This window comes from Pseudomonas sp. S2_A10 (assembly GCF_054668465.1).
Window position 1 is genome coordinate 3,692,908 of record NZ_CP162773.1, and the last position, 25,958, is coordinate 3,718,865.

23 protein-coding genes are annotated in these 25,958 nt (G+C 58.2%); 18 read left to right on the forward strand and 5 right to left on the reverse strand.

The window, feature by feature from the left end; genetic code table 11:
* Positions 1 to 236: 236 nt before the first annotated feature.
* The 10 genes from sdhC to brnQ all read left to right on the forward strand — a co-directional run bounded on the left by sdhC (position 237) and on the right by brnQ (position 13,395).
* Positions 237 to 611 (forward strand): succinate dehydrogenase, cytochrome b556 subunit, encoded by a 375-nt coding sequence (gene sdhC / locus AB4N41_RS16660; protein WP_016773673.1) that lies wholly within the window; start codon positions 237 to 239, stop codon positions 609 to 611.
* Positions 605 to 973: a succinate dehydrogenase, hydrophobic membrane anchor protein gene (gene sdhD / locus AB4N41_RS16665; protein ID WP_008049683.1), complete on the forward strand. Its 369-nt coding sequence runs from the start codon at positions 605 to 607 to the stop codon at positions 971 to 973. The genes sdhC and sdhD overlap by 7 nt, the downstream gene beginning before the upstream one ends.
* A 3-nt stretch (positions 974 to 976) precedes the next feature.
* The gene (gene sdhA / locus AB4N41_RS16670; protein ID WP_024012149.1) at positions 977 to 2,749 is read left to right on the forward strand and encodes a succinate dehydrogenase flavoprotein subunit; all 1,773 of its coding nucleotides are present in this window, start codon (positions 977 to 979) and stop codon (positions 2,747 to 2,749) included.
* A gap of 11 nt (positions 2,750 to 2,760) precedes the next feature.
* The gene (locus AB4N41_RS16675; protein ID WP_016773675.1) at positions 2,761 to 3,465 is read left to right on the forward strand and encodes a succinate dehydrogenase iron-sulfur subunit; all 705 of its coding nucleotides are present in this window, start codon (positions 2,761 to 2,763) and stop codon (positions 3,463 to 3,465) included.
* 251 nt (positions 3,466 to 3,716) lie between these two features.
* On the forward strand, positions 3,717 to 6,548 hold the full coding sequence (locus AB4N41_RS16680; protein WP_041479560.1) for a 2-oxoglutarate dehydrogenase E1 component: 2,832 nt from the start codon (positions 3,717 to 3,719) through the stop codon (positions 6,546 to 6,548).
* A gap of 44 nt (positions 6,549 to 6,592) precedes the next feature.
* Positions 6,593 to 7,819, forward strand: a complete 1,227-nt coding sequence (gene odhB, locus AB4N41_RS16685) for a 2-oxoglutarate dehydrogenase complex dihydrolipoyllysine-residue succinyltransferase (RefSeq protein WP_024012151.1) — start codon at positions 6,593 to 6,595, stop codon at positions 7,817 to 7,819.
* Positions 7,820 to 7,927: 108 nt separating this feature from the next.
* Complete coding sequence (gene lpdA, locus AB4N41_RS16690) at positions 7,928 to 9,364, forward strand: dihydrolipoyl dehydrogenase (RefSeq protein WP_042607587.1); 1,437 nt, start codon at positions 7,928 to 7,930, stop codon at positions 9,362 to 9,364.
* A 184-nt stretch (positions 9,365 to 9,548) separates the two neighbouring features.
* Positions 9,549 to 10,715, forward strand: a complete 1,167-nt coding sequence (gene sucC / locus AB4N41_RS16695; protein WP_016773679.1) for an ADP-forming succinate--CoA ligase subunit beta — start codon at positions 9,549 to 9,551, stop codon at positions 10,713 to 10,715.
* On the forward strand, positions 10,715 to 11,599 hold the full coding sequence (gene sucD, locus AB4N41_RS16700; RefSeq protein WP_016773680.1) for a succinate--CoA ligase subunit alpha: 885 nt from the start codon (positions 10,715 to 10,717) through the stop codon (positions 11,597 to 11,599). The genes sucC and sucD overlap by 1 nt, the downstream gene beginning before the upstream one ends.
* Positions 11,600 to 12,081: 482 nt before the next feature.
* Positions 12,082 to 13,395: a branched-chain amino acid transport system II carrier protein gene (gene brnQ / locus AB4N41_RS16705; protein WP_016773681.1), complete on the forward strand. Its 1,314-nt coding sequence runs from the start codon at positions 12,082 to 12,084 to the stop codon at positions 13,393 to 13,395.
* 95 nt (positions 13,396 to 13,490) lie between these two features.
* On the opposite strand, the gene AB4N41_RS16710 is transcribed toward brnQ, so the two are convergent.
* On the reverse strand, positions 13,491 to 14,720 hold the full coding sequence (locus AB4N41_RS16710) for an NHL repeat-containing protein (protein WP_252877702.1): 1,230 nt from the start codon (positions 14,718 to 14,720) through the stop codon (positions 13,491 to 13,493).
* 232 nt (positions 14,721 to 14,952) lie between these two features.
* Here AB4N41_RS16710 and AB4N41_RS16715 point away from each other — a divergent pair, with 232 nt between their 5' ends.
* A complete protein-coding gene (locus AB4N41_RS16715) occupies positions 14,953 to 15,690 on the forward strand; it encodes a DUF599 domain-containing protein (protein ID WP_016773682.1) in 738 nt (245 codons plus the stop codon).
* Positions 15,690 to 16,091, forward strand: coding sequence for an MAPEG family protein (locus AB4N41_RS16720; protein WP_016773683.1), 402 nt, complete (start codon positions 15,690 to 15,692; stop codon positions 16,089 to 16,091). The genes AB4N41_RS16715 and AB4N41_RS16720 overlap by 1 nt, the downstream gene beginning before the upstream one ends.
* A 62-nt stretch (positions 16,092 to 16,153) precedes the next feature.
* Here the strand turns inward: AB4N41_RS16720 and AB4N41_RS16725 are convergent, their stop codons facing one another.
* Positions 16,154 to 16,390, reverse strand: a complete 237-nt coding sequence (locus tag AB4N41_RS16725; RefSeq protein WP_007959016.1) for a hypothetical protein — start codon at positions 16,388 to 16,390, stop codon at positions 16,154 to 16,156.
* 158 nt (positions 16,391 to 16,548) lie between these two features.
* Between AB4N41_RS16725 and AB4N41_RS16730 the strand changes: the two genes are divergently transcribed.
* The 4 genes from AB4N41_RS16730 to AB4N41_RS16745 all read left to right on the forward strand — a co-directional run bounded on the left by AB4N41_RS16730 (position 16,549) and on the right by AB4N41_RS16745 (position 20,259).
* Positions 16,549 to 17,025 carry a PaaI family thioesterase gene (locus tag AB4N41_RS16730; RefSeq protein WP_252877703.1) on the forward strand — a complete coding sequence of 159 codons (477 nt, stop codon included), beginning with the start codon at positions 16,549 to 16,551 and terminating at the stop codon, positions 17,023 to 17,025.
* Entirely contained in the window at positions 17,022 to 17,474 is a 453-nt protein-coding gene (locus AB4N41_RS16735) for a PaaI family thioesterase (RefSeq protein ID WP_041479556.1), read from the forward strand. The genes AB4N41_RS16730 and AB4N41_RS16735 overlap by 4 nt, the downstream gene beginning before the upstream one ends.
* A gap of 82 nt (positions 17,475 to 17,556) precedes the next feature.
* A complete protein-coding gene (gene htpG / locus AB4N41_RS16740) occupies positions 17,557 to 19,461 on the forward strand; it encodes a molecular chaperone HtpG (protein WP_150741309.1) in 1,905 nt (634 codons plus the stop codon).
* A 69-nt stretch (positions 19,462 to 19,530) separates the two neighbouring features.
* Positions 19,531 to 20,259, forward strand: a complete 729-nt coding sequence (locus AB4N41_RS16745; protein WP_095180749.1) for a dienelactone hydrolase family protein — start codon at positions 19,531 to 19,533, stop codon at positions 20,257 to 20,259.
* A 458-nt stretch (positions 20,260 to 20,717) separates the two neighbouring features.
* Here the strand turns inward: AB4N41_RS16745 and AB4N41_RS16750 are convergent, their stop codons facing one another.
* Together AB4N41_RS16750 and AB4N41_RS16755 are read right to left on the reverse strand one after the other, a co-directional pair.
* Positions 20,718 to 21,584, reverse strand: coding sequence for a pirin family protein (locus tag AB4N41_RS16750; protein WP_252877704.1), 867 nt, complete (start codon positions 21,582 to 21,584; stop codon positions 20,718 to 20,720).
* Positions 21,585 to 21,645: 61 nt separating this feature from the next.
* Positions 21,646 to 22,062, reverse strand: coding sequence for an OsmC family protein (locus AB4N41_RS16755; protein ID WP_039763671.1), 417 nt, complete (start codon positions 22,060 to 22,062; stop codon positions 21,646 to 21,648).
* A 129-nt stretch (positions 22,063 to 22,191) separates the two neighbouring features.
* On the opposite strand from AB4N41_RS16755, the gene AB4N41_RS16760 reads away from it, so the two are divergent.
* Entirely contained in the window at positions 22,192 to 23,238 is a 1,047-nt protein-coding gene (locus tag AB4N41_RS16760) for an amidohydrolase family protein (RefSeq protein WP_150741312.1), read from the forward strand.
* A gap of 138 nt (positions 23,239 to 23,376) precedes the next feature.
* On the forward strand, positions 23,377 to 25,002 hold the full coding sequence (locus AB4N41_RS16765; protein ID WP_095180752.1) for a methyl-accepting chemotaxis protein: 1,626 nt from the start codon (positions 23,377 to 23,379) through the stop codon (positions 25,000 to 25,002).
* 241 nt (positions 25,003 to 25,243) lie between these two features.
* Here the strand turns inward: AB4N41_RS16765 and AB4N41_RS16770 are convergent, their stop codons facing one another.
* Positions 25,244 to 25,957, reverse strand: coding sequence for a DUF3108 domain-containing protein (locus AB4N41_RS16770; RefSeq protein WP_150636710.1), 714 nt, complete (start codon positions 25,955 to 25,957; stop codon positions 25,244 to 25,246).
* Position 25,958: the final 1 nt, after the last annotated feature.

Here is a 25,958-nt window from a genome sequence, read left to right on the forward strand (position 1 = left end):
TTCCTCGAAATTGCCTGCCATTTACGCCTTTTATGCAACTTGTGCAATCCGCTATTGGGGGTAGGTGAACGCGTTGTCATTAGTAGCCTAACTGTCTATACTCGGCCACCGACCGCCAAGGGCTTTTGGGCTTGCTTTCATTGGGGGTCGCATCCCTGGGTGGTGGTTACCTGACCAGTGCACTCCCCAACAACTTTGCCCTGATTGTTAGGGGCTCTTCAGTGTGAAAAAAAGCCGTGAAAAGCCAACGACCTGTAAACCTAGACCTAAGGACCATCAAACTCCCAGTCACTGCTTACACGTCCATTCTTCACCGTATCTCCGGTGTCATCCTCTTCGTGTGCCTTGCCATCATGCTTTACGCATTGGACAAGTCGCTGAGCTCCGAGGAAGGCTTCGGTCAGGTGAAAGCGTGTCTGACCAGTCCGCTAGCCAAGCTAGTGATTTGGGGCATCCTGTCCGCTCTGCTGTATCACCTGGTAGCCGGTGTGCGCCACTTGATCATGGACATGGGCATCGGTGAGACGCTGGAAGGCGGCAAACTGGGCTCGAAAATCGTTATCGCCGTTTCCGTGGTGGTAATCGTTCTGGCAGGAGTCTGGATATGGTAACTAACGTCACTAACCTGTCGCGTTCGGGCCTCTATGACTGGATGGCACAGCGTGTGTCTGCGGTCGTTCTCGCGGCTTACTTCATCTTTCTGATCGGATACATCGTCGCCAACCCTGGCCTCGAGTATGCCCAGTGGCATGAACTGTTCGCTCACAACGGAATGCGTATTTTCAGCCTGCTGGCCCTTGTTGCTCTGGGCGCTCACGCCTGGGTCGGCATGTGGACCATCGCGACCGACTACCTGACGCCAATGGCGTTCGGCAAGTCCGCAACGGCGATACGTTTCCTTTTCCAGGCAGTATGCGGCGTTGCGATGTTCGCTTACTTCGTCTGGGGTGTGCAGATTCTCTGGGGTATCTGATTCATGGCTAACATTCCAACGATTTCTTTCGACGCCATCATTATTGGTGGTGGCGGTGCCGGCATGCGCGCTGCGCTGCAGCTGGCACAGGGCGGCCACAAGACTGCGGTGATCACCAAGGTTTTCCCGACCCGTTCGCACACTGTGTCCGCACAGGGCGGCATCACGTGCGCCATCGCTTCCGCCGACCCGAACGATGACTGGCGCTGGCACATGTACGATACCGTCAAGGGTTCCGACTACATCGGTGACCAGGACGCTATCGAATACATGTGTCAGGAAGGCCCTGCCGCTGTTTTCGAGCTGGACCACATGGGTCTGCCGTTCTCGCGTACCGAGCAAGGCCGCATCTACCAGCGTCCATTCGGTGGCCAGTCCAAGGATTACGGCAAGGGCGGTCAGGCTGCACGTACCTGCGCTGCATCCGACCGTACCGGTCACGCGCTGCTGCACACCCTTTATCAGGGCAACCTGAAAGCCGGCACTACGTTCCTCAACGAGTACTACGCTGTTGATCTGGTGAAAAACCAGGAAGGCGAATTCGTTGGTGTGATCGCGATCTGCATCGAAACCGGCGAAACCTCCTACATTCGTGCCAAGGCCACGGTTCTGGCCACTGGCGGTGCAGGCCGTATCTACGCGTCCACCACCAACGCCCTGATCAACACCGGTGACGGCGTCGGCATGGCTCTGCGTGCTGGCGTGCCGGTACAAGACATCGAAATGTGGCAGTTCCACCCGACCGGCATCGCCGGCGCCGGTGTACTGGTTACCGAAGGTTGCCGTGGTGAAGGTGGTTACCTGATCAACAAGCACGGCGAGCGTTTCATGGAGCGTTATGCTCCGAACGCGAAGGACCTTGCAGGTCGTGACGTGGTTGCCCGTTCGATGGTTAAGGAAATCATCGCCGGCAACGGTTGCGGTCCGAATGGCGACCACGTAATGCTCAAGCTCGACCACCTGGGCGAGGAAGTGCTGCACAGCCGTCTGCCAGGCATCTGCGAACTGTCGAAGACTTTCGCCCACGTTGACCCGGTCGTTGCTCCGGTTCCGGTTGTGCCGACCTGCCACTACATGATGGGCGGCGTTGCCACCAACATTCATGGCCAGGCGATCACCCAGAACGCCGAAGGTCAGGACCAGATCATCCCTGGCCTGTTCGCGGTAGGCGAAGTGGCTTGCGTATCGGTACACGGTGCGAACCGTCTGGGCGGCAACTCGCTGCTCGACCTGGTGGTCTTCGGTCGCGCTGCCGGCCTGCACCTGGAAAAGGCGTTGACCGATGGCATCGAATACGACGACGCTACCGAGTCCGACATCGAAGCTGCACTGTCGCGTCTGAACGCGCTGAACAACCGTACCGACGGTGAAGACGTTGCCACCCTGCGTCGCGAGCTGCAAAGCTGCATGCAGAACTACTTCGGTGTATTCCGTACCGGCGAATACATGCAGAAGGGCATCGCTCAGCTGGCCGATCTGCGCAAGCGTATCGCCAACGTGAAGATCAACGACAAGTCGCAAGCGTTCAACACTGCACGTATCGAAGCGCTGGAACTGCAGAACCTGCTGGAAGTGGCTGAAGCTACCGCCATCGCGGCCGAAGTACGTAAAGAGTCCCGCGGCGCTCACGCCCGTGAAGACTTCGAAGACCGTGATGACGAAAACTGGCTGTGCCACACCCTGTACTTCCCGGGTGACAAGCGCGTCACCAAGCGTGCCGTGAACTTCTCGCCGAAGACTGTTCCGACTTTCGAACCTAAAGTCCGGACTTATTAAGGGTGACCGCCATGTTGCAAGTCAGTGTTTATCGCTACAACCCTGATCAGGACGCCGCGCCGTTCATGCAGGATTTCCAGGTCGATACCGGTGGTAAAGACCTGATGGTGCTGGACGTGCTGGCCCTGATCAAAGAGCAGGACGAAGGTTTCTCCTATCGTCGCTCCTGCCGTGAAGGCGTCTGCGGCTCCGACGGCATGAACATCAACGGCAAGAACGGTCTGGCCTGCATCACGCCGCTGTCTGCCGTTGTAAAAGGCAACAAGCTGATCGTTCGTCCGCTGCCAGGTTTGCCGGTTATCCGTGACCTGGTCGTCGATATGAGCATCTTCTACAAGCAATACGAGAAGGTGAAGCCTTACCTGCAGAACGACACGCCGGCTCCGGCCATCGAGCGTCTGCAGTCGCCAGAAGAGCGCGAAAAGCTCGACGGTCTGTACGAGTGCATCCTGTGCGCCTGCTGCTCGACCTCTTGCCCGTCCTTCTGGTGGAACCCGGACAAGTTCCTGGGTCCTGCTGCGCTGCTGCAAGCCTACCGCTTCCTGGCAGACAGCCGCGACACCAAGACCAGCGAGCGTCTGGCTTCACTTGACGACCCGTTCAGCGTTTTCCGCTGCCGGGGCATCATGAACTGCGTCAACGTATGTCCGAAAGGCCTGAACCCGACTAAGGCCATCGGTCACATCCGTAACATGCTGCTTTCGAGCGGCGTGTGATTCAGCTGCTGTAACCGTTGCACCGTAGAGGCTGTGGCGCGGGCTTCAACCCGCGTCATGGCTATAACCAGAGCAGTAGCCATAAGCTGCAGCTCTTCTTTTGAAGAAATGAGACAAGCAGGGGCATCCGGGCTGGTACCCGGACTATCAGTGTGATCCTAGGTGGCTTGTTTTAGTCGCTGCATTCGGACTTCTGCAAGTTTGCTCGGTGTCGACACCGATGGTGTTCCCCTAACCGAGGGTGACCAAGCATGCAAGAAAGCGTGATGCAGCGCATGTGGAACAGCGCCTACCTTTCAGGTGGAAACGCTGCCTATGTGGAAGAGCTTTATGAGCTCTACCTGCACGACCCTAACGCTGTGCCAGAAGAGTGGCGCACCTACTTTCAGAAGTTGCCAGCCGACGGCAACTCTGCCACTGATGTTTCGCACTCGACGATTCGCGATCATTTCGTGCTGCTGGCAAAGAACCAGCGCCGCGCCCAACCGGTTTCCGCCGGCAGCGTGAGCAGTGAGCACGAGAAGAAGCAAGTTGAAGTGCTGCGATTGATCCAGGCCTACCGTATGCGTGGCCACCAGGCAGCCCAGCTTGACCCGCTGGGGCTGTGGCAGCGTCCTGCACCTGCAGACCTGTCGATCAATCATTACGGCTTGACCAATGCCGATCTTGATACGACCTTCCGTGCCGGCGACCTGTTCATCGGCAAAGAGGAAGCGAGCCTACGCGAAATTCACGAAGCGTTGCAGCAGACATATTGCCGCACCATCGGCGCTGAGTTCACGCACATCACCGATTCCGAGCAGCGCCAGTGGTTCCAGCAGCGTCTGGAAAGCGTGCGTGGTCGTCCGACGTACTCCGCCGACATCAAGAGCCACCTGCTTGAGCGCGTGACTGCCGGTGAAGGCCTGGAAAAATACCTCGGCACCAAATACCCGGGCACCAAGCGTTTCGGTCTGGAAGGCGGCGAAAGCCTGATTCCGATGCTCGACGAACTGATCCAGCGTTCCGGCTCGTACGGCACCAAGGAAGTCGTCATCGGCATGGCCCACCGTGGCCGTCTGAACGTACTGGTCAACACCTTCGGCAAGAACCCGCGCGAGCTGTTCGACGAGTTCGAAGGCAAGAAGAAGGTCGAGCTGGGTTCCGGTGACGTTAAATACCACCAGGGCTTCTCGTCCAACGTGATGACCACCGGAGGTGAAGTTCACCTCGCCATGGCGTTCAACCCGTCCCACCTGGAAATCGTTTCCCCGGTGGTTGAAGGTTCGGTGCGCGCCCGTCAGGACCGTCGCAACGACCTGACCGGTGAGAAAGTTCTGCCGATCTCCATCCACGGTGACGCGGCATTCGCCGGTCAGGGCGTGGTCATGGAAACCTTCCAGATGTCGCAGACCCGCGGTTTCAAGACCGGCGGTACCGTGCACATCGTGATCAACAACCAGGTTGGTTTCACCATCAGCAACCCGCTGGACTCGCGCTCCACCGAGTACGCCACCGACGTTGCCAAGATGATCCAGGCGCCGATCCTCCATGTGAATGGTGATGATCCGGAAGCCGTGCTGTTCGTGACCCAGCTGGCCATCGACTACCGCATGCAGTTCAAGCGTGACGTGGTGATCGATCTGGTCTGCTACCGTCGTCGCGGCCACAACGAGGCCGACGAGCCAAGCGGCACCCAGCCACTGATGTATCAGCAGATCACCAAGCAGCGCACCACCCGTGAGCTGTACGCTGATCGCCTGACTCAGGCCGGTGTGCTTGACGCTGAACGCGTTCAGGCCAAGGTCGACGAATACCGCAACGCGCTGGACAACGGTCTGCACGTAGTGAAATCGCTGGTCAAAGAGCCGAACAAAGAGCTGTTCGTCGACTGGCGTCCGTACCTGGGCCACGCCTGGACTGCGCGTCACGACACGCGTTTCGATCTGAAGACCCTGCAAGAGCTGTCCGCCAAGCTGCTGGAAATTCCGGAAGGCTTCGTCGTTCAGCGCCAGGTCGCGAAGATCTACGAAGACCGTCAGAAGATGCAAGCCGGCGGCCTGCCGATCAACTGGGGTTACGCTGAAACCATGGCGTACGCGACCCTCGCGTTCGAAGGTCACCCGATCCGCATGACCGGTCAGGACATCGGCCGCGGTACGTTCTCGCACCGTCACGCTGTGTTGCACAACCAGAAAGACGCGGGCACCTACATTCCGCTGCAGAACCTGTACGACGGTCAGCCACGTTTCGACCTGTACGACTCGTTCCTCTCGGAAGAAGCGGTACTGGCATTCGAATACGGTTACTCGACCACCACGCCAAACGCGCTGGTGATCTGGGAAGCCCAGTTCGGCGACTTCGCCAACGGTGCTCAGGTCGTGATCGACCAGTTCATCACCAGCGGCGAGCACAAGTGGGGCCGTCTCTGCGGTCTGACCATGCTGCTGCCACACGGTTACGAAGGCCAAGGCCCTGAGCACAGCTCGGCTCGTCTTGAGCGTTACCTGCAGCTGTGCGCCGAGCACAACATTCAGGTGTGCATGCCGACCACGCCAGCGCAGATCTACCACTTGCTGCGTCGTCAGGTGATCCGTCCGCTGCGCAAGCCGCTGGTCGTGCTGACGCCGAAGTCGCTGCTGCGCCACAAGCTGGCCATCTCGACGCTGGAAGATCTGGCCGAAGGTTCGTTCCAGACCGTGATCCCGGAAATCGATGCACTGGACCCGAAAAAGGTCGAGCGCGTGGTTCTGTGCAGCGGCAAGGTCTACTACGACCTGCTGGAGAAACGCCGTGCCGAAGGCCGCGAAGATATCGCCATCGTGCGTATCGAGCAGCTGTATCCGTTCCCTGAGGACGACTTGAAAGAAGTCCTGGCTCCGTACACCAACGTCAAACACGCCGTTTGGTGTCAGGAAGAGCCGATGAACCAGGGTGCCTGGTACTGCAGCCAGCATCACTTGCGTCGCAGCATCGCCAACCTCGACAAGACTCTCGTACTTGAGTACGCGGGCCGTGAGGCTTCGGCTGCGCCAGCTTGTGGTTACGCATCGATGCACGCCGAGCAGCAGGAAAAACTGCTGCAAGATGCTTTCACTGTTTAACGCCTTCGCGCTGACTGAAACCGAATTTTAAGGACCCACAGATAATGGCTATCGAAATCAAAGCCCCGTCATTCCCGGAATCGGTTGCCGATGGCACCGTTGCCACCTGGCACAAGAAACCAGGTGAGGCCGTCAAGCGTGACGACCTGATCGTCGACATCGAAACCGACAAAGTCGTGCTCGAAGTGTTGGCTGAAGCAGACGGCGTGCTGGGCGCAATCGTTGCCGAAGAGGGCGCTACCGTTCTGTCGAACCAGGTCCTGGGCTCGATCGAAGAGGGCGGCGCTGCTGCTGCCGCTCCTGCCGCCGCTGCTGCTCCGGCCGCTACTGCCGCTGCCGCACCAGCTGCTGCCGATGGCGAAGATGACCCGATCGCCGCTCCTGCCGCGCGCAAGCTGGCTGAAGAAAACGGCATCAACATCGCTTCCGTTGCCGGCACCGGCAAGGGCGGTCGTGTGACCAAGGAAGACGTGGTAGCAGCGGTTGCTGCCAAGAAAGCCGCTCCGGCTGCCGCACCTGCCAAGGCTGCTGCTCCTTCGGCTGCTGCGCCTGTGTTCGCTGCCGGCGACCGCATCGAGAAGCGCGTACCGATGACTCGCGTACGTGCCACCGTGGCCAAGCGTCTGGTTGAAGCCCAGTCGAACATGGCGATGCTGACCACGTTCAACGAAGTCGACATGACCGAAGTCATGGCGCTGCGTTCGAAGTACAAGGACCTGTTCGAGAAGTCCCACAACGGCGTACGCCTGGGCTTCATGTCGTTCTTCGTGAAAGCGGCCACTGAAGCGCTGAAACGCTTCCCGGCTGTCAACGCGTCGATCGACGGCGGCGACATCGTTTACCACGGCTACGCAGACATCGGCGTTGCCGTTTCCAGCGACCGTGGCCTGGTGGTACCGGTTCTGCGTAACGCCGAGCTGATGAGCCTGGCGGAAATCGAAGGCGGCATCGCAACATTTGGCAAGAAAGCCCGTGACGGCAAACTGTCGATGGACGAGATGACCGGTGGTACCTTCACCATCACCAACGGTGGTACCTTCGGTTCGATGATGTCGACGCCGATCGTCAACCCGCCGCAGGCAGCGATTCTGGGCATGCACAACATCATCCAGCGTCCGATGGCCATCAACGGTCAGGTCGTGATCCGTCCGATGATGTACCTGGCTCTGTCCTACGATCACCGTCTGATCGATGGCAAAGAAGCTGTGACCTTCCTGGTGACCATCAAGAACCTGCTGGAAGATCCGGCTCGTCTGTTGCTGGATATCTAAAAAGCAGCTGCAAGCTTTCAGCTACAAGCCTCAAGCTCAGGGCGAGCGGGTGGGCTTGCAGCTTGGAGCTTGCGGCTTGTAGCTTTATTGCTAAAGAGGATTTTTTGAATGTCGCAGAAATTTGACGTAGTAGTGATCGGTGCCGGCCCTGGTGGCTATGTAGCGGCCATCAAGGCTGCTCAGTTGGGCCTGACCACTGCCTGCATCGAGAAGTACACCGACGCAGAGGGCAAGCAAGCCCTGGGCGGTACCTGCCTGAACGTAGGTTGCATTCCTTCCAAGGCGCTGCTCGACAGCTCGTGGAAATACAAGGAAGCGAAAGAAAGCTTCAACGTTCACGGTATCTCCACCGGCGAAGTCAAAATGGACGTCGCTGCGATGGTTGGCCGCAAGGCCGGCATCGTCAAGAACCTGACCGGCGGCGTTGCCACCCTGTTCAAGGCCAACGGCGTTACTTCGATCCAGGGCCACGGCAAGCTGCTGGCCGGCAAGAAAGTCGAAGTCACCAAGCCGGACGGTTCGGTTGAAGTGATCGAAGCGGAAAACGTCATCCTCGCGCCAGGTTCGCGTCCGATCGACATTCCACCAGCTCCGGTCGACCAGAAAGTCATCGTCGATTCGACTGGCGCGCTGGAATTCCAGTCCGTTCCTAAACGTCTGGGCGTGATCGGCGCTGGCGTTATCGGTCTGGAACTGGGTTCGGTGTGGTCGCGTCTGGGTTCGGAAGTGGTGGTTCTGGAAGCTCTGGACACTTTCCTGATGGCAGCCGACACCGCTGTTTCCAAGGAAGCGCTGAAAACCCTGACCAAACAGGGCCTGGACATCAAGCTGGGCGCTCGCGTTACCGGTTCGAAAGTCAACGGCGAAGAAGTCGTCGTCAACTACACCGATGCCAACGGCGAACAGACCATCACTTTCGACAAGCTGATCGTAGCCGTTGGTCGACGTCCGGTGACCACTGATCTGCTGTCTGCCGACTGCGGTGTGGAAATCGACGAGCGCGGTTTCATTGCCGTTGATGACCATTGCGTCACAGCTGTACCGGGCGTCTTCGCCATCGGTGACGTGGTTCGCGGCATGATGCTGGCCCACAAGGCTTCGGAAGAAGGCATCATGGTTGTCGAGCGCATCAAGGGCCACAAGGCTCAGATGAACTATGATTTGATCCCTTCGGTTATTTATACTCACCCGGAAATCGCGTGGGTTGGCAAAACCGAGCAGGCGCTGAAGGCCGAAGGCGTTGAAGTCAACGTCGGCACCTTCCCGTTCGCCGCTTCCGGCCGTGCCATGGCTGCCAACGATACCGGTGGTTTCGTCAAGGTCATCGCCGATGCCAAGACCGACCGCGTATTGGGCGTGCACGTGATTGGCCCGAGCGCTGCAGAACTGGTTCAGCAGGGCGCGATCGGTATGGAATTCGGCACCAGCGCTGAAGACCTGGGCATGATGGTTTTCTCCCATCCGACCCTGTCCGAAGCCTTGCACGAAGCTGCTCTGGCAGTGAATGGCGGCGCCATTCACATTGCCAACCGCAAGAAGCGTTAAGACACACAATAAGAAACCACGGCGGTAGCGGCCCGTCGTGAGCCTTGCGAGCAAGACTCACCGCGGAATGTCCGCCGGACGCAGTCTTGCGTAGCCCAGCTACGCAAGCAGCAGTCACAGGTGGCGCGGCACTCAAACGAGCGCAGCGCCGAATGCGCAGTACCTAACGAAGACGGTAAAAAGCATGAATCTTCACGAGTATCAGGGTAAGCAGCTGTTCGCTGAATACGGCCTGCCAGTTTCCACTGGTTACGCAGTAGACACCCCGGAAGCAGCAGCAGAAGCTTGCGACAAGATCGGCGGCAACGAGTGGGTCGTCAAAGCCCAGGTTCACGCCGGTGGTCGCGGTAAAGCGGGCGGCGTAAAGCTGGTTCGCAGCAAAGAAGACGCCAAAGCCTTCGCACAGCAGTGGCTGGGCAAGCGTCTGGTGACTTACCAGACTGACGCCAATGGCCAGCCAGTCACCAAGATCCTGGTTGAATCGTGCACTGATATCGCTAAAGAGCTGTACCTGGGCGCTGTCGTTGACCGTTCGAGCCGTCGCATCGTGTTCATGGCTTCCACCGAAGGTGGCGTGGACATCGAGAAAATCGCTCACGACACTCCAGAAAAAATTCTCAAGGCCACTATCGATCCACTGGTTGGCGCTCAGCCATCCCAGGGTCGCGAGCTGGCATTCCAGCTGGGTCTGGAAGGCAAGCAGGTCACTCAGTTCGCCAAGATCTTCGTAGGTCTGGCCAAGCTGTTCAAAGACCACGACCTGGCTCTGCTGGAAGTAAACCCGCTGGTGATCAAGGCTGACGGCGATCTGCACTGCCTCGACGCGAAGATCAACATCGACGCCAACGCCATGTACCGTCAGCCTAAGCTGAAGGCTTTCCACGATCCGTCGCAGGACGATCCGCGCGAAGCGCACGCTGCCAAGTTCGAACTGAACTACGTAGCGCTGGAAGGCAACATCGGTTGCATGGTCAACGGTGCCGGTCTGGCCATGGGCACCATGGACATCGTCAACCTGCATGGCGGCAAGCCAGCCAACTTCCTCGACGTAGGTGGTGGCGCTACCAAGGAACGCGTTACTGAAGCGTTCAAGATCATCCTGTCCGACCAGAACGTCGCGGCAGTACTGGTCAACATCTTCGGCGGCATCGTTCGCTGCGACATGATTGCCGAAGGCATCATCGGCGCCGTGAAAGAAGTCGGCGTGAAAATCCCGGTTGTTGTTCGCCTTGAAGGCAACAACGCTGAGCTGGGCGCTAAAGTACTGGCAGAAAGCGGTTTGAACATCATCGCTGCTACCAGCCTGACCGACGCTGCTCAACAAGTTGTCAAAGCTGCGGAGGGCAAATAATGAGCGTCCTGATCAATAAAGACACCAAAGTTATCTGCCAGGGTATTACCGGTTCGCAAGGTAGTTTCCACACCCAGCAAGCCATCGAATACGGCACCAAGATGGTTGGTGGCGTAACTCCGGGCAAGGGCGGCACCGAGCACCTGGGTCTGCCAGTGTTCAACACCGTAAAAGACGCAGTAGCTGCCACTGGCGCTACCGCCAGCGTGATCTACGTTCCGGCTCCGTTCTGCAAGGACTCGATCCTGGAAGCGGCATTCGGCGGCATCAAGCTGATCGTCTGCATCACCGAAGGCATTCCTACCCTGGACATGCTGGACGCCAAGGTTAAGTGCGACGAGCTGGGCGTAGTCCTGATCGGCCCTAACTGCCCAGGCGTGATCACCCCAGGCGAATGCAAGATCGGCATCATGCCAGGTCACATTCACTTGCCAGGCAAGGTCGGTATCGTTTCCCGTTCCGGCACCCTGACCTACGAAGCTGTGAAGCAGACCACTGACGCCGGTTTCGGTCAGTCGACTTGCGTCGGCATCGGTGGTGACCCGATCCCGGGCTCGAACTTCATCGACATCCTGAAGCTGTTCCAGGAAGACCCGAAGACCGAGGCGATCGTGATGATCGGCGAGATCGGCGGTTCGGCTGAAGAAGAAGCGGCTGCCTACATCAAGGCTAACGTGACCAAGCCGGTTGTTTCCTACATCGCTGGTGTGACTGCTCCTCCGGGCAAGCGCATGGGCCATGCTGGCGCAATCATCTCTGGCGGCAAAGGCACTGCAGACGAGAAATTCGCTGCGCTGCAAGACGCAGGCGTTAAAACCGTGCGTTCGCTGGCAGACATCGGCAAGGCCCTGGCCGAGCTGACTGGCTGGGAAGTGAAGAAGTAAGCTTCGGCTGACTTTTTAGCTCCAGCAACAAAGGCCACCTTCGGGTGGCCTTTGTCGTTCCTGGCGTATGAGAATTTTGAGAGCTGTAGTGGCGAGGGGATTTATCCCCGCTGGGCTGCGAAGTGGCCCCCATGCTAGCGACCATGATCAGTCAGGCAGTTCCAGCTCGGATTCTTTGGGACTGCTGCGCAGTCCAAGGGGGATAAATCCCCTCGCCACAGGTTCGTTGTGATGAATACAGGTTCTCTGTATGAAAAATAGATATGTAAACGCGACACTGAAACGTCGCGTATCGGATAGTTCGCCCTCTAACAGTGCGTTTGTCAGCCAAATTCGTTAGGCTGGCCGCCATTTTTGCGTCCGCCGCCCACAAGGCAGCTACGCGCTTTAAGGGTCAGTCCCATACGGATCGACAGCATTTCCCTAATCCAACAGGGCAATCCCCCTCTAAATTCCGATTTCAGTAGTGTGGTATTACCTTAATGAAAGTTTTGAAAGGTCAGGACATCCTGGCACTTGGTTTTATGACGTTTGCCCTGTTTGTCGGGGCCGGTAACATCATTTTCCCGCCGATCGTCGGCTTGCAGGCCGGGCCTCATGTCTGGATGGCTGCGCTGGGCTTCCTGATTACCGCCGTTGGTTTGCCGGTGGTCACCGTGGTGGCGCTGGCCAAGGTCGGCGGTGCGATGGATGCGTTGAGCAGCCCTATCGGCAAGATCGCTGGCGGTATCCTCGCGGCGGCATGCTACCTGGCCGTGGGTCCGCTGTTCGCCACCCCGCGTACCGCGACCGTATCCTTCGAGGTAGGTCTGGCGCCATTGACCGGCGAAAGCCCGCTGGCGCTGTTCCTCTACAGCTCGGTGTACTTCCTGCTGGTGTTCTTCATTTCGCTCTACCCTGGGCGGTTGCTGGATACCGTTGGCCGCTTCCTCGCACCGCTGAAAATCATTGCGCTGGCAGTACTGGGCATCGCCGCGTTCGCCTTGCCGGCGGGTGACATCGGTCACGGCACACCGGAATATGTGGCGGCACCGTTCTCTCAGGGCTTCATCAATGGTTACCTGACCATGGATACCCTCGGCGCACTGGTATTCGGCATCGTTATCGTCAACGCGATCCGCTCCCGTGGCGTCGAGTCGCCGGCGCTGATCACCCGTTATGCGATCATCGCCGGGCTGATTGCCGGCGTGGGGCTGGCACTGGTCTACGTCAGCCTGTTCCGTCTCGGTTCCGGCAGCCATGAAGTCGCGGTCGGCGCGACCAACGGCGCGGCGGTGTTGCATGCCTACGTGCAGCACACCTTCGGTTCGCTGGGCAGTGGTTTCCTTGCGGTGCTGATCTCGCTGGCGTGTCTGGTCACGGCGGTCGGCCTGACCTGTGCCTGCGCTGAATACTTCAGCCGTGTGCTGCCGTTGTCCTACAAGACTCTGGTGATTATCCTCGCAGCGTTTTCCCTGCTGGTCTCCAACCTCGGTCTGACCAAGCTCATTGCTTTCTCGATTCCGGTACTCACCGCGATCTACCCGCCGTGCATCGTTCTGGTCGCACTGAGCTTCTGCAAGGATTTCTGGCATGAGCACGGGCGCATTCTTGGCCCGGTGATGCTGGTTTCCTTCGTTTTCGGCACCATCGACGCCCTGAAAGGCGCTGGTCTGGCCGACTGGATGCCAACTCAGCTGACCCATCTGCCGCTGAGCGAGCAAGGGCTGGCATGGCTGGTGCCATGCGTGATGACCCTGGTGGTCGCCGTGGTCTGTGATCGTCTGCTGGGCAAGCGCAGCGAAGTCACTGCCTGACGTGATGTGACCCGCCACAAGCGGGTCAGGCACGGTTAAACAGAAATGCCCCGTATCAATCGATACGGGGCATTTTTTATCAGAGCTGATAATCCTCAACCCAGATAACGTACGACCAGAGCTCCCACATTGACGTTGTCGCTGTCACGGCTCAGGAGTATTCGCTTGTCGGGCTGCACTGCCACCGAGATCCATTGCATACCTGGCCCCATAGAGTGAGTAACGTATCCCTTGCCATCCCCAAAGGTTGTGTCCAGTTCACCCGTTGCCAGATAGCGGCAGGCAAGCATTTGCTCCCTGGTTATTTGCCCTGTACTCCCCACCACAACCAAACCATCCTCAGGCTCCCCACTTAGATCGAACAAAGTGCAACCGTCGGTTAATCCAAGATCAGTGACAACAGGCTTACCCTGATTGAATGCGAGATTTGGTCTACCGTTCGGGTTGTACGCGGCCATCATTGCTTTGCGTCCTTTCCCCCAAACGTCGTTGGGAGATGTGTCGACCTGGCCAGCAACAAAGAAGCTGCCGTCAGCACGTAACATCAGGCTTCGTACGCTGACCGGGTAATCCGATGGAATGTAGACGGTCCCGGTGCCATCATCGCCGAAGTCTTTATGGGGCGTTCCATCGACGTTCAGGCGCACAATCTTTCCTTCTCCAGCGCTCGAACCTGCAACTGTGATTACTCCATCCTCTGCTACTGAAATCGAAGCAATGCCCATTGCAAGATCCAGCCAGCCTTTGTTGTTGAAAGCGGTATCGAAATCTCCATTCTGATCAAGTCTGAACAGTCGGTCGCTTTGACCGACGAGTATTTTTTCATCAGCAGTCAGTACTAACCTGGTTCTGGATTGCGACGTGATGGAAGCTTCCGGTTTTGGCAATTGCGATTCGGACTGTGGCAGGAAAGGGACGTAAACCGTCCCATCGGGACCGAAATCGCGATCTCTTTCACCATCAGCGAAGAATCTGGCAAGCGCAAATCGAGTTCCTTGGTCCTCATCATATTGATACCCAAAAAGCAGCGCCTTGCCGTCTTTATAAAGACAGGCGCCAGTTCCGCTGGCTTGTCCCGAACCTGTAAACGTACCTACGATCAAACCGTTTTGATTGAAGCCAGTATCGTTAGTACCGTCCGCCAGTAATTGCGCCAAATGAAAACTGACTTTGCCCTCTACAACAGTTTGTCCCACGAGAAGGATCTTTCCATCCGGGCGCAAGCCTGCGATTTTCAAAGCCTGGCTTCCCGTAGCAAATGACTCGGCGTACCCCCGGTTGCCAAACGTTGTGTCAATGGGCAGCGCAGCGTTCAAAGGTCTCATGCTCAAATCCTTGTCTGATAGGGGAGCAGTCAGTGTTCCCGTTTGAGAAAACGACCTTATGCCTCGCCATACCCTCGGCGCTACTGTCAGAGTTGACAGGTATAAGCCTCTGAAAACTGATAGCTGCGGTCTATTTTGAATAAATTTGACTCTTCAATGAGCGTGTCTTTTTACGAGCCAACACGTCGAAACGAAGGGTTCCCTCCATCATTCCTCTTGCTCAGGACAACGAATGTCGTTCATCCAAGCCAATCTGATCCACTTGCTCGCCGCCGTCTGGTTTGTCGTCTGCTGGGGCGGTTACACCCGTTATGCCACCTGGAAGGCCCGTGATACGGCGTGTCTGGCCAGCGTGTTGCACCTGTACCGCGAAGACTGGATGCGCCGCATGCTGCTGCGTGACAACCGTATCGCCGATGCCAGCGTGATCGGCAATCTGGAACGCAACGCGTCGTTCTTCGCCTCCAGCACGCTGATCATCCTCGCCGGTATCCTCACCGTGCTCGGTGCGTCCGACCGAGCCGTGTCGTTGTTGGCGGATATTCCGATGGTGCAGCAGGCGTCGCAGGGCATGTCGGAGATCAAGTTGCTGTGTCTGGCACTGGTGTTCGTCTATGCGTTCTTTACTTTCAGCTGGTGCATGCGCCAATACAACTTCGCTGCGATTCTGGTCGGTTCAGCGCCGATGATCGGTGAGCGCCAAGTGACTGAGCAAGAACGCAAGGCGTTCGCTTCGCGGGCGGCGCGGGTGATTTCGATGGCGGCCAACCAGTTCAACTTCGGCCTGCGTTCTTATTACTTCGGCATGAGTATGCTGGCGTGGTTCGTCAGCCCGTGGCTGTTCATGATCATGAGCGCGGGAGTCGTGGTGGTTTTGTATCGCCGCGAGTTTCATTCCGACGTTCTCGATGTCATGGTCTATACCCCTACAGAGGCGCCCGTCCCTGAGGCGAACAAAGAGGCTGTTTGATGAGTATTCCGTTCTGGTGTGTGTTTATCAGTGCTTTATTGATCTATGTGGCGCGTATGCCGGTGGCCAAGGCCATGAAAGAGCAGGGCGGGTATGACAATCACTTGCCGCGGCAGCAGCAGGCGCAGTTGACTGGCTTCGGTGCGAGGGCGCTGGCGGCCCATCAGAACAGCATCGAAGCCTTCATCCTCTTCGCCGTCGGCGTGCTGATGGCGCATACCACGCAAACCGCGGGTTGGCTGATCGATGCGCTGGCGATCATCTTCGTGATCTCGCGAGTGTTCTATCTGTGGTTCTATCTGGCCGATCTGGCGAAGTTGCGCAGCCTGATGTGGCTAGTTGGCTTCATCTGTTCGTTGTTACTGATGATTAGTCCGACTTTTAGAACAGTGTTGCTCTAACCGGTAAATCGCAGGCAAAAGAAAACCCGCACTTGGCGGGTTTTCCTTTCACACCACAAAGCTTATTGCTTTTTGGCGGCTTCTTCTTGAGCAGCGGCGTTCGATTCAGCCTGAGCTTTGGCAGCTTCGGCGTTTTCTTTTGCTGCGTCGTTCACTTTATCCTGAGCTTTGTTCATGTCTTGCTGAGCTTGCTCAGCATGTTGGTTTGCATCTTGAGCTTTGTCCTCGGATTTTTTATCGCAGGCAGCGAGACCGAGGGAAGCGGTCAACATCAAGGCAATAGCTAAAGTCTTACGCATGGGGTGTATCTCCTTATGGAAAATAACTACTGGCCTTAAGAACTCGGCGCTACGGGTTAAGTTCCTCAATTGTTTCAGATATATAAGTTTGTTTTATCACGGAACTTTTGCCGCTTTTCTCAATACTGGCACAAGGCCCAAACGCGAGTAATTATCACATGGCCGAAAACCCCGTTTTTGAGCGCGCGACGCGCTTTTTATCGGCATTGCGCCACTGTCAGGTCCTCGGTCTGCAGGTGCACAGTGCCTCCAGCGAAGGGCTGATGGTGATCCTGCCGTACAGCGAAAAAATCGTCGGCAATCCCGAAACCGGAGTCATCCACGGCGGTGCCATCACTTCATTGATGGACACCGCCTGCGGCATGTCGACACTGTGCGTGCTGCCGGAGTTCGAAGTCTGTCCGACCCTCGATCTGCGCATCGACTACATGCACGCCGCTGAACCGCATAAAGCGGTGTACGGCTTTGCCCAGTGCTATCGCGTCACCACCGATGTGATCTTTGCCCGTGGTTTTGCCTACCAGGACGATCCCGAGCAACCGATTGCCCACGTCGTCGGCACATTCATGCGCATGGGCATCGGCCTGAAGGGCAGCAAGGGTTTCGCGGGCGCGATCAAGGGAGCGAGCCAATGAGCAACGATCTCAGGGAGCAGCTGCAACAGGCCCACGCGCAGGGCGATTACACGCCGCTGCTGGCGTTGATTCCTTATGCCGGGCTGATCGGTATCGAGTGCTCGCGAGTCGGCGATGAGTTGCTGTTCAAGCTGCCGGCGAACAAGGACAACATTGGTAACCCTTTATTGCCGGCGATCCACGGCGGGGTAATTGCCGGCTTCATGGAGCTGGCCGCAGCCCTGCATCTGCTGATTTTCACCGGCACGCCGGGTGTGCCGAAGATCATCGATTTTTCCCTCGATTACCTGCGCGCCGGGCAGTTTCGCGACACGTGGGCCAGGTGTCAGGTCTGCCGTCAGGGGCGTCGCGTGGCCAACGTTGCGGTCACGGCGTGGCAGAGCACCGAGGGCGAACCGATCGCCACCGCCCGCGCGCACTTCAAAATTGATGAGCCCTTGAAATCCTGAACAGCGCCCCCAACTCAGATGACAACCCGCCGCAGACCATTTCGGGTCGCGGCCACTGCCATCTGATTGGAGTTTGATGACCATGAGTGTGGAAACTCAAAAGGAAACCCTGGGCTTCCAGACCGAGGTAAAGCAGCTGCTGCACCTCATGATCCATTCGCTGTATTCGAATAAGGAAATTTTCCTTCGCGAATTGATCTCGAACGCCTCTGACGCTGTCGACAAGCTGCGCTTCGAAGCCCTGGCCAAGCCGGAGTTGCTCGAAGGTGGCGCTGACCTGAAAATCCGTGTGAGCTTCGACAAGGACGCCAAGACCGTCACCCTCGAAGACAACGGTATCGGCATGAACCGTGACGATGTGATCACCCACCTGGGTACCATCGCCAAATCCGGCACCGCCGATTTCATGAAAAACCTGTCCGGCGATCAGAAGAAAGATTCGCACCTGATCGGCCAGTTCGGTGTCGGCTTCTATTCGGCCTTTATCGTCGCCGACAAGGTTGATGTATACAGCCGTCGCGCCGGCACTGCCGCCAGCGAAGGCGTGCACTGGTCGTCGAAAGGCGAGGGCGAGTTCGAAGTCGCCACCATCGACAAGCCAGAGCGCGGTACCCGCATCGTCCTGCACCTGAAATCCGGTGAAGACGAATTCGCGGATGGCTGGCGTCTGCGCAACATCATCAAGAAGTACTCCGACCACATTGCTTTGCCGATCGAACTGCCGAAGGAAGTCACTCCGGCCGAAGGCGAAGAGGCTCCGGCCGTTGAATGGGAAACCGTCAACCGCGCCAGCGCCCTGTGGACCCGTCCGCGCACTGAAGTCAAAGACGAGGAATACCAGGAGTTCTACAAACACATCGCTCACGACTTCGAGAATCCGCTGTCGTGGAGCCACAACAAGGTTGAAGGCAAGCTCGAGTACAGCTCGCTGCTGTACGTGCCGGCCCGCGCGCCGTTCGACCTGTACCAGCGTGAAGCGCCGAAGGGCCTGAAGCTTTACGTGCAGCGTGTGTTTGTAATGGATCAGGCCGAGTCGTTCCTGCCGCTGTACCTGCGCTTCATCAAAGGCGTGGTCGATTCCAACGACCTGTCGCTGAACGTGTCGCGTGAAATCCTGCAGAAAGACCCGATCATCGATTCGATGAAAACCGCGCTGACCAAGCGTGTGCTCGACATGCTGGAAAAACTGGCGAAGAACGAACCTGAGCAATACAAGGGCTTCTGGAAAAACTTCGGTCAGGTCATGAAAGAAGGCCCGGCAGAAGATTTCGCCAACAAAGAGAAAATTGCCGGTCTGCTGCGTTTTGCATCGACCCAGGGCGACGACGGCGAGCAGATTGTCGGTCTGGCTGACTACCTGGCCCGCGCCAAGGAAGGTCAGGACAAGATCTACTACCTCACCGGCGAAACCTACGCGCAGGTCAAGAACAGCCCGCACCTGGAAGTCTTCCGCAAGAAAGGCATCGAAGTGCTGCTGCTCACCGATCGCATCGACGAGTGGCTGATGAGCTACCTCAGCGAATTCGACGGCAAGACTTTTGTCGACGTGGCGCGCGGTGACCTCGATCTGGGCAACCTGGACTCGGAAGAGGACAAGAAAGCCGCAGAAGAAGTCGCCAAGTCCAAAGAGGGTCTGGTCGAGCGCCTGAAAACTGCGCTGGGTGATTCCGTGGCTGAAGTTCGCGTGTCCCATCGTCTGACCGACTCGCCGGCCATTCTGGCCATCGGCGAACAGGATCTGGGTCTGCAAATGCGCCAGATTCTCGAAGCCAGCGGGCAGAAAGTCCCGGATTCGAAGCCGATCTTCGAGTTCAACCCGAGCCACCCGCTGATCGAGAAACTCGATGGCGAGCAGAGCGAAGAGCGTTTTGGCGATCTGTCGCACATCCTCTTCGATCAGGCCGCCCTGGCGGCGGGCGACAGCTTGAAGGATCCGGCCGCTTATGTGCGCCGGCTGAACAAGCTGCTGGTTGAACTGTCGGTTTGATCACGTTGTAGGAAAAACCCGCTTCGGCGGGTTTTTTCATTCTGGTGTTTACACAATCAGGAGTCAGAAATGAGCCAAGTCACTGTACGTTCCGTGGTCTATCAGATTGACGGCCAGACCTACGAAGGTCGCCTGGCGTTCGACGCCGAGCACAAGGGCGCGCGCCCGGGTTTGCTGATGGCGCCGAACTGGATGGGCGTCAGCGCCGGTGCTGAAGACATTGCCAAAACGGTGGCGGCCGAGGGCTACGTGGTGCTGATCGCGGATGTCTACGGCCAGAGCGTGCGTCCGCAGAACGCTGATGAGGCGCTGGCAGCGATGATGCCGCTCAAGGACGACCGCGCGCTGTTGCGCAAACGTCTGCAAGTGGCATTTGAGCAATTGCAGAGCCAGGGCGAAGCGGCAGTGGATACCTCGAAACTGGCGGTGTTCGGTTTCTGCTTCGGTGGTTGCTGTGCGCTGGATCTGGCCCGCACCGGCGCGCCGGTAAAAGCGGCGGTGTCGTTCCACGGCACGCTGGATTCGCCGAACCCGGCGGATGCGCAGAACATCAAGGGCTCGGTGCTGGTGCTGCATGGCGCGTCCGATCCATTGGTGCCGAAAGAGCAACTGCCAGCGTTCGAAGATGAAATGAACGCGGCGAAAGTCGACTGGCAACTGCTCAGCTACGGCGGCGCGGTGCACTCGTTTACCGATCCGCACGCCAATGTGCCGGGTAAGATGATGTACGACGAAAAGACCGCCAAGCGCGCGTTCAAGTCGATGCATGATTTGCTGGATGAAGTGTTCAACGGCTAAAAGCGAAAAGCCCCTCACCCTAGCCCTCTCCCGGAGGGGAGAGGGGACTGATTGAGGGTTGCTCGGGAGTGGCGTCGACCTGAACGTGAATAGGCGAATCCATAATCGCCGAGACTTTTCAGGTCGATGTATAACGCAAGACGCCTCGGTCGGCTCCTTATCCCTCTGGGATAGGCGACTGATTGAGGGTTGCTCGGGAGTGACGTCGACCTGAACTTGAATAGGCGAATCCATAATCGCCGGGATTTTTCAGGTCGATGTATAACGCAAGGCGCCTCGGTCGGCTCCCTATCCCTCTGGGATAGGGGACTGATTGGGGGTTGCTCGGGAGTGGCGTCGACCTGAACGTGAATAGGCGAATCCATAATCGCCGAGACTTTTCAGGTCGATGTATAACGCAAGACGCCTCGGTCGGCTCCCTCTCCCTCTGGGAGAGGGCTGGGGTGAGGGTAAGCGGCCTAGCGCGGTAGTTCGATCCGCTCGACTTCCCCCGGCACCGTCGGCCAATCCCCGGCCGCCCACTTGCGCCGTGCCTCATCAATCGCCGCCGGATCGCTTGCAACAAAATTCCAGTTGATCCGTCTCGGCCCGTCCAGTGCCGCGCCGCCGAACACCACCGCGTGTACATCGGTTTCGGCAAACAGGCTCATCTCTTCGCCGGCTGGCAACACCACCAGCGCATGCGGCTCGATCGCCTCGCCATTCAACTGCGCATCCCCGCTCAACACATACACCGCGCGTTCTTCATGCTCGGCCGGAATCAGCAATGTGGTCGCGGTCTGCATCTTCACTTCCGCATACAGCGTAGGAGAAAGCACCGGCACCGGCGATTCCAGGCAAAAGCCTGACCCGGCAATCATGCGAATCTGCACGCCGAGGTTATCGCTGACCGGCAACGTCGCTGCCGGGTGATGACTGTAATGCCCCGGGCCTTCTTCGTGTGCCTTGGGCGAGGCCAGCCAGACTTGCAGGCCGTGCAGGGTGAAGGTCTCGGCAAGCAGTGGCGCAGGCGTACGCTCGACGTGGGCGATGGCGCTGCCAGCGGTCATCCAGCTGACATCGCCGGCACCGACCACCTGATCGGAGCCCAGACTGTCTTTGTGCTGCAATTGCCCTTCGAACAGATAGGTAAGTGTCGACAGGCCAATGTGCGGATGCTGTCGGATATCCATGCCTTTACCCGTCGGATAAATCGTCTCGAGCATGTGGTCGAAAAACACGAAAGGCCCGACGTTGCGGCATTTGGCTGACGGCAGCGGGCGCAGGATCGGCTGGCCTTCGACGTCTTCGGCGCGCGGGCAGATGATCAGGAGTGGCGTGTCCATGGTGCATTCCAGGCTGAGCGGGTGATGCCAGAAGCATAACCCGCCGCTGGCATTGGGAGGATTATTGGCTGTCGAAGCCTTGTGGTGCGTGGGTTTCGATACTGACTTCGCTGGTGGTCATCAATTTGTGAATCGGGCAGCGATCGGCCACACGCAGCAGTTCCTCGCGCTGAGCGTCGGTCAGTACACCTTTGAGGGTGAGGGTGACATGCAGGGCGTATTTGCCTTTCTGCTCTTGGCTGTTGTCGCGCTTCACTTCGACTCCCACGCCGGTCAGCGGGATGTCTTTTTTCTTCGCGTACATCTTCAGGGTCAGCGCTTTACAGGCGCCAAGGGCGGCGTCGAAGTAGTCGTGTGGCTCTGGCGCGGTGCCTTCACCCCCAGCGGTTTTCGGTACATCGGCAAACAATTCGTGGTCGTCGATCTGGACGGTGTGACGAAAACCTTCGGCAGAGACGGTATTGACGGTAACAGTCATGGAAACCTCACAGGCGGCAGGAAAAATCGTTCGATCAAAACAGACCTTGCAGTTATAGAGCATTCGCGGCAGTGGGCGTTCCGCTTTTCGGCAGGGATGAACCCTTGTCGTTCGGGCGCGGTCTAGGCTATGCCCATCTGCCGGAGATTACTTGTGTCCTTGTCTCGTCTGAGTCTTGCCTGTCTGCTGCTGTTCGCTGGCAGCGCCAGTGCCCGCGAATACACCTACAGCGATGCGCACCTGCATTACGTGGATTTTTTCCAGGAAAGCGCCGGCATGCAGAAATTGCTCACGGCCATGAAGGACAATTCCATCGAGCACGTGATGATTTCCGGCATTCCCGTGGCGAAGAAATGGCATGAAGACGAACCCAAGCGCCCGCGTTATTACGCCGGTGATGACGCCGATGCCTATTGGTACAGCGCCACCGATGTGATCATTGCCGACGCGGTGGAAAAACTTGCGCCGGAACAGCGCCAGTACTTTCATCCGTTCCTGTCCGGCTTCAATCCCAATGACAAGAATTCCGCCGCGCACATCCAGCGCATGCTCGACCTGTATCCGGGGTTGTGGCAGGGCATCGGCGAGGTGTTCACCCGACACGACGATCTGACGGCGCTGACCTCCGGCGACACGCCCCGGGCCAACAACGAGGCAATGACCAAGATCTATCACCTCGCTGCGGAAAACGATCTGCCGGTGATGCTGCATTCCAACATCACTTCCAAGCGTGAGAAAAATCCGCTGTACCTGAAGGAAGTCGAAGAGCCGCTGCGCAACCATCCGCACACGCGATTCATCTGGGCGCATGCCGGCACCAGCGCCGAGATCCATCGGCATCAGACCCAGTTGCCGTTTCTCCTGCCAACCCTGACGCGCATGCTTGAGGCTTATCCGAATCTGTTTATCGACCTGTCGTGGAGCATGCTCACGCCGTATCTGCTGGACGAGCAGGGCAAGCCGCGCGCCGAATGGCTGGCGCTGGTGGAAAAGTATCCCGAGCGCTTCATGCTCGGCTCTGACGTGGTAGGACGGTTCAACAAGCTTGGTCAGGAAATGCACAGCTACAAGCCGTTTCTCGATGCGCTGCCGGAAGGGGTGGCGCGCAAAGTCGCGCGCGATAACTTCCTGGCAATACTGCCGCGCAACACAGAAAAACCCGCTGCTCCGCGCTGAAACGTCAAAGCCATGAGTTCGGACTAGCCGCTCGTTTGCCTATCGCTTTTTCGTCTTACGCAATTTCACGGCAATGCCGATACCTTCTAAAGCAACCCGCTGCAGGCTGATGCAGCGCTTTTGGAAGGAGCCAGAGTGATGAATATCCGTAGTCTCAATATTGCCCCGCGCGCCGGTCTCGGTTTCGGCCTGCTGGCCCTGATGGTGTTTGCCCTCGGCGCGTTCGCCTTGCTGCAAATGTCGAACATGCGAGCGCAGTCCGATGAAGTCGACAACAACTGGCTGCCAAGCGTGATGGCGGTCGGTGAAATGAGTCAGGACATGCTGCGCCTGCGTGCGCTGACCATGCGCCTGTTGCTCAACCGTGACCCCAAGGCACTGGAGCAGAATGTCGCCAAGCTCGACGAGCTGCGCAGTGGCTTGAGCGAAGCGCAGCAGCGTTATGACGGTCTGATCGTGCTGCCTGAAGAGCGCGTATTGTTCGAACGCTTCAAGGGCACCGAGCACAAATACCTTGAGCTTCAGGCACAAGTCCTACAGCTGTCGGCGCAGAATCGGGTCGCTGAGGCTGCGACGATTCTCAATGATCAGATGAGCCCGCTGGCCGATGAAATCGCCGCCACTTTGCGTGAGCTGGTCGAGTTGAATAAACAGAATGCCGGTCTGGCCACTGAGGCCGCGCGGCTGGTGTTCAAGCAATCGCGGCTATGGGTCGCAGTAATGATCGCCATGGCTGCGCTGATTACCGTCGGCCTGGCGTTGCTGCTGACGCGCAGCATTGTCGTGCCATTGTCGCAATCGCTCAGCGTGGCCGAGGTGGTGGCCGGTGGGGATTTGACCGGTGACATTCACATCGCTGGCAAAGACGAGCCGGCGCGTCTGCTGCAAGCGTTGAAAAGCATGCAGCACAATCTGCGCGACACGATCCGGCGCATCTCCGAGTCGTCAACGCAGTTGGCCTCGGCAGCCGAAGAACTCAGCAGTGTCACCGAAGACGCCACTCGCGGCCTGCATCAGCAGAGCCAGGAAATCGAACAGGCCGCCACTGCGGTCAACCAGATGACAGCAGCGGTGGAAGAGGTGGCGAACAACGCCGTGGCCACGTCCGAAGCCTCCCGCGAGTCCGACCGCATCGCCCGGCAAGGGCGCGAGCAAGTGCAGCAGACGGTGACGTCGATCGAGTTTCTCGCTGGCGATGTCACCAATAATGCCGCGCAGGTCGAGGCGCTGGCGCAAAAGGTTCATGGCATCAGCAAAGTGCTGGACGTGATTCGCTCGATCGCTGAACAAACCAATCTGCTCGCCCTCAACGCCGCGATCGAAGCCGCGCGGGCCGGTGATGCCGGGCGTGGCTTTGCAGTAGTGGCAGATGAAGTGCGGGCGCTGGCGCATCGCACCCAGCAGTCGACCCAGGAAATCGAGCAAATGATCGGCGGGATCCAGCAGGGCACCGATTCAGCGGTCAGTTCGATGCAGCAAAGCAACTCAAGGGCGCGCTCGACCCTCGAGCTGGCGAAGAGCGCAGGCTCGGCCCTGGAGGAAATCGCCTCGGCGTTTACCTTGATCAACGAGCGCAATCTGGTCATCGCCAGCGCCTCGGAACAGCAGGCAGCGGTGGCGCGGGAGGTGGATCGCAACCTGATGAATATTCGTGATCTGGCGATGCAGACATCGGCTGGGGCCAATCAGACCAGTGCGGCGAGTCAGGAGTTGTCGAAGTTGGCGGTGGATCTGAACGGGATGGTGGCGCGGTTTTCGGTGTGAGTTTGACCTTCAAAAGCCCCTCACCCTAACCCTCTCCCGGAGGGGAGAGGGGACTAATCGTGCGATGCTTTGGAATCCATATTCGACTCGGTTTCTCAGGTCGATGGTTAGCGGCAGACACCTCGGTCGGCTCCCTCTCCCTCGGGAGAGGGCTGGGGTGAGGGGTAGGGCCGCCGCGCAGTATCATCGAACAGATAAACAAAAGCCCCGCATTCGCGGGGCTCTCTGTTCTTGCGACGGATCAGCTGCCTTTGACAGTCTTGCCGTTGACAGTACCGTCCTGGAGCATGATGTTGTACTCCTTGCCGTCAGTCTCGACCTGTTGCAGGCGCACCAGCAGGTAATCCCAATCCTTGGCGAACCACAGCACGGTGATGCGTTTGCTTTGTGTCGGATCGCGCACGCGCTCGACCTTGATCGCATCGATCTGGCCGGCCTTGGTGTCGACCTTTTCCGAACCCAGCACGCGGAAGTCGTAGGTATCGACTTCGCCATCATCAACCACCTGATAGCTCATGCTTTTCTTGCCGGCGGCAACGTCGTGCTGCAGCGCCAGTTGATAGGTCGACTTGTCGACCATGCCGCGGTTCAGCGGGATCTTCACCGCGTCGCCACGGTCGGTGCCGGTCACGAGTTTATTGGCCCAGTCGAAGTCCAGATCAGCTTTTTTCGCTTTGCCCAGACCACCGCGTTCAAAGTGGTAGGACTGTGGCAGCAGGGTGTCCTTGTCCAGCTTCAGGGTGCTTTCTTCAGTCAGGCTGGCGATCATCATCGAGGCCTTGAAGCTGAGCTTCCAGACGCCGTCGGCTTCCTTGGTCAGGCTGCGTTCGGCGGTGCCGCTCATGGGCAGCTGCTTCCAGTCGGCGGTGTAGCTGGCGGAGAACGGTTGAAGGTCCGCTGCCTGCGCGAAGGGCAGGGCGAACAGAGCGCAAGCGAAGAGCAGGGCGCGACGCATA

Coding starts and splice junctions, on each gene's coding strand:
- AB4N41_RS16750 (WP_252877704.1), bottom strand. CDS start 21,584: ATGGACACGCCACTCCTGATCATCTGCCCGCGCGCCGAAGACGTCGAA.
- AB4N41_RS16725 (WP_007959016.1), bottom strand. CDS start 16,390: ATGCGTAAGACTTTAGCTATTGCCTTGATGTTGACCGCTTCCCTCGGT.
- brnQ (WP_016773681.1), top strand. CDS start 12,082: ATGAAAGTTTTGAAAGGTCAGGACATCCTGGCACTTGGTTTTATGACG.
- htpG (WP_150741309.1), top strand. CDS start 17,557: ATGAGTGTGGAAACTCAAAAGGAAACCCTGGGCTTCCAGACCGAGGTA.
- sdhD (WP_008049683.1), top strand. CDS start 605: ATGGTAACTAACGTCACTAACCTGTCGCGTTCGGGCCTCTATGACTGG.
- AB4N41_RS16770 (WP_150636710.1), bottom strand. CDS start 25,957: ATGCGTCGCGCCCTGCTCTTCGCTTGCGCTCTGTTCGCCCTGCCCTTC.
- odhB (WP_024012151.1), top strand. CDS start 6,593: ATGGCTATCGAAATCAAAGCCCCGTCATTCCCGGAATCGGTTGCCGAT.
- AB4N41_RS16755 (WP_039763671.1), bottom strand. CDS start 22,062: ATGACTGTTACCGTCAATACCGTCTCTGCCGAAGGTTTTCGTCACACC.
- AB4N41_RS16760 (WP_150741312.1), top strand. CDS start 22,192: ATGCCCATCTGCCGGAGATTACTTGTGTCCTTGTCTCGTCTGAGTCTT.
- AB4N41_RS16745 (WP_095180749.1), top strand. CDS start 19,531: ATGAGCCAAGTCACTGTACGTTCCGTGGTCTATCAGATTGACGGCCAG.
- AB4N41_RS16730 (WP_252877703.1), top strand. CDS start 16,549: ATGGCCGAAAACCCCGTTTTTGAGCGCGCGACGCGCTTTTTATCGGCA.
- AB4N41_RS16680 (WP_041479560.1), top strand. CDS start 3,717: ATGCAAGAAAGCGTGATGCAGCGCATGTGGAACAGCGCCTACCTTTCA.
- AB4N41_RS16715 (WP_016773682.1), top strand. CDS start 14,953: ATGTCGTTCATCCAAGCCAATCTGATCCACTTGCTCGCCGCCGTCTGG.
- lpdA (WP_042607587.1), top strand. CDS start 7,928: ATGTCGCAGAAATTTGACGTAGTAGTGATCGGTGCCGGCCCTGGTGGC.
- AB4N41_RS16720 (WP_016773683.1), top strand. CDS start 15,690: ATGAGTATTCCGTTCTGGTGTGTGTTTATCAGTGCTTTATTGATCTAT.
- AB4N41_RS16675 (WP_016773675.1), top strand. CDS start 2,761: ATGTTGCAAGTCAGTGTTTATCGCTACAACCCTGATCAGGACGCCGCG.
- AB4N41_RS16765 (WP_095180752.1), top strand. CDS start 23,377: ATGAATATCCGTAGTCTCAATATTGCCCCGCGCGCCGGTCTCGGTTTC.
- sucC (WP_016773679.1), top strand. CDS start 9,549: ATGAATCTTCACGAGTATCAGGGTAAGCAGCTGTTCGCTGAATACGGC.
- sucD (WP_016773680.1), top strand. CDS start 10,715: ATGAGCGTCCTGATCAATAAAGACACCAAAGTTATCTGCCAGGGTATT.
- sdhA (WP_024012149.1), top strand. CDS start 977: ATGGCTAACATTCCAACGATTTCTTTCGACGCCATCATTATTGGTGGT.
- AB4N41_RS16735 (WP_041479556.1), top strand. CDS start 17,022: ATGAGCAACGATCTCAGGGAGCAGCTGCAACAGGCCCACGCGCAGGGC.
- AB4N41_RS16710 (WP_252877702.1), bottom strand. CDS start 14,720: ATGAGACCTTTGAACGCTGCGCTGCCCATTGACACAACGTTTGGCAAC.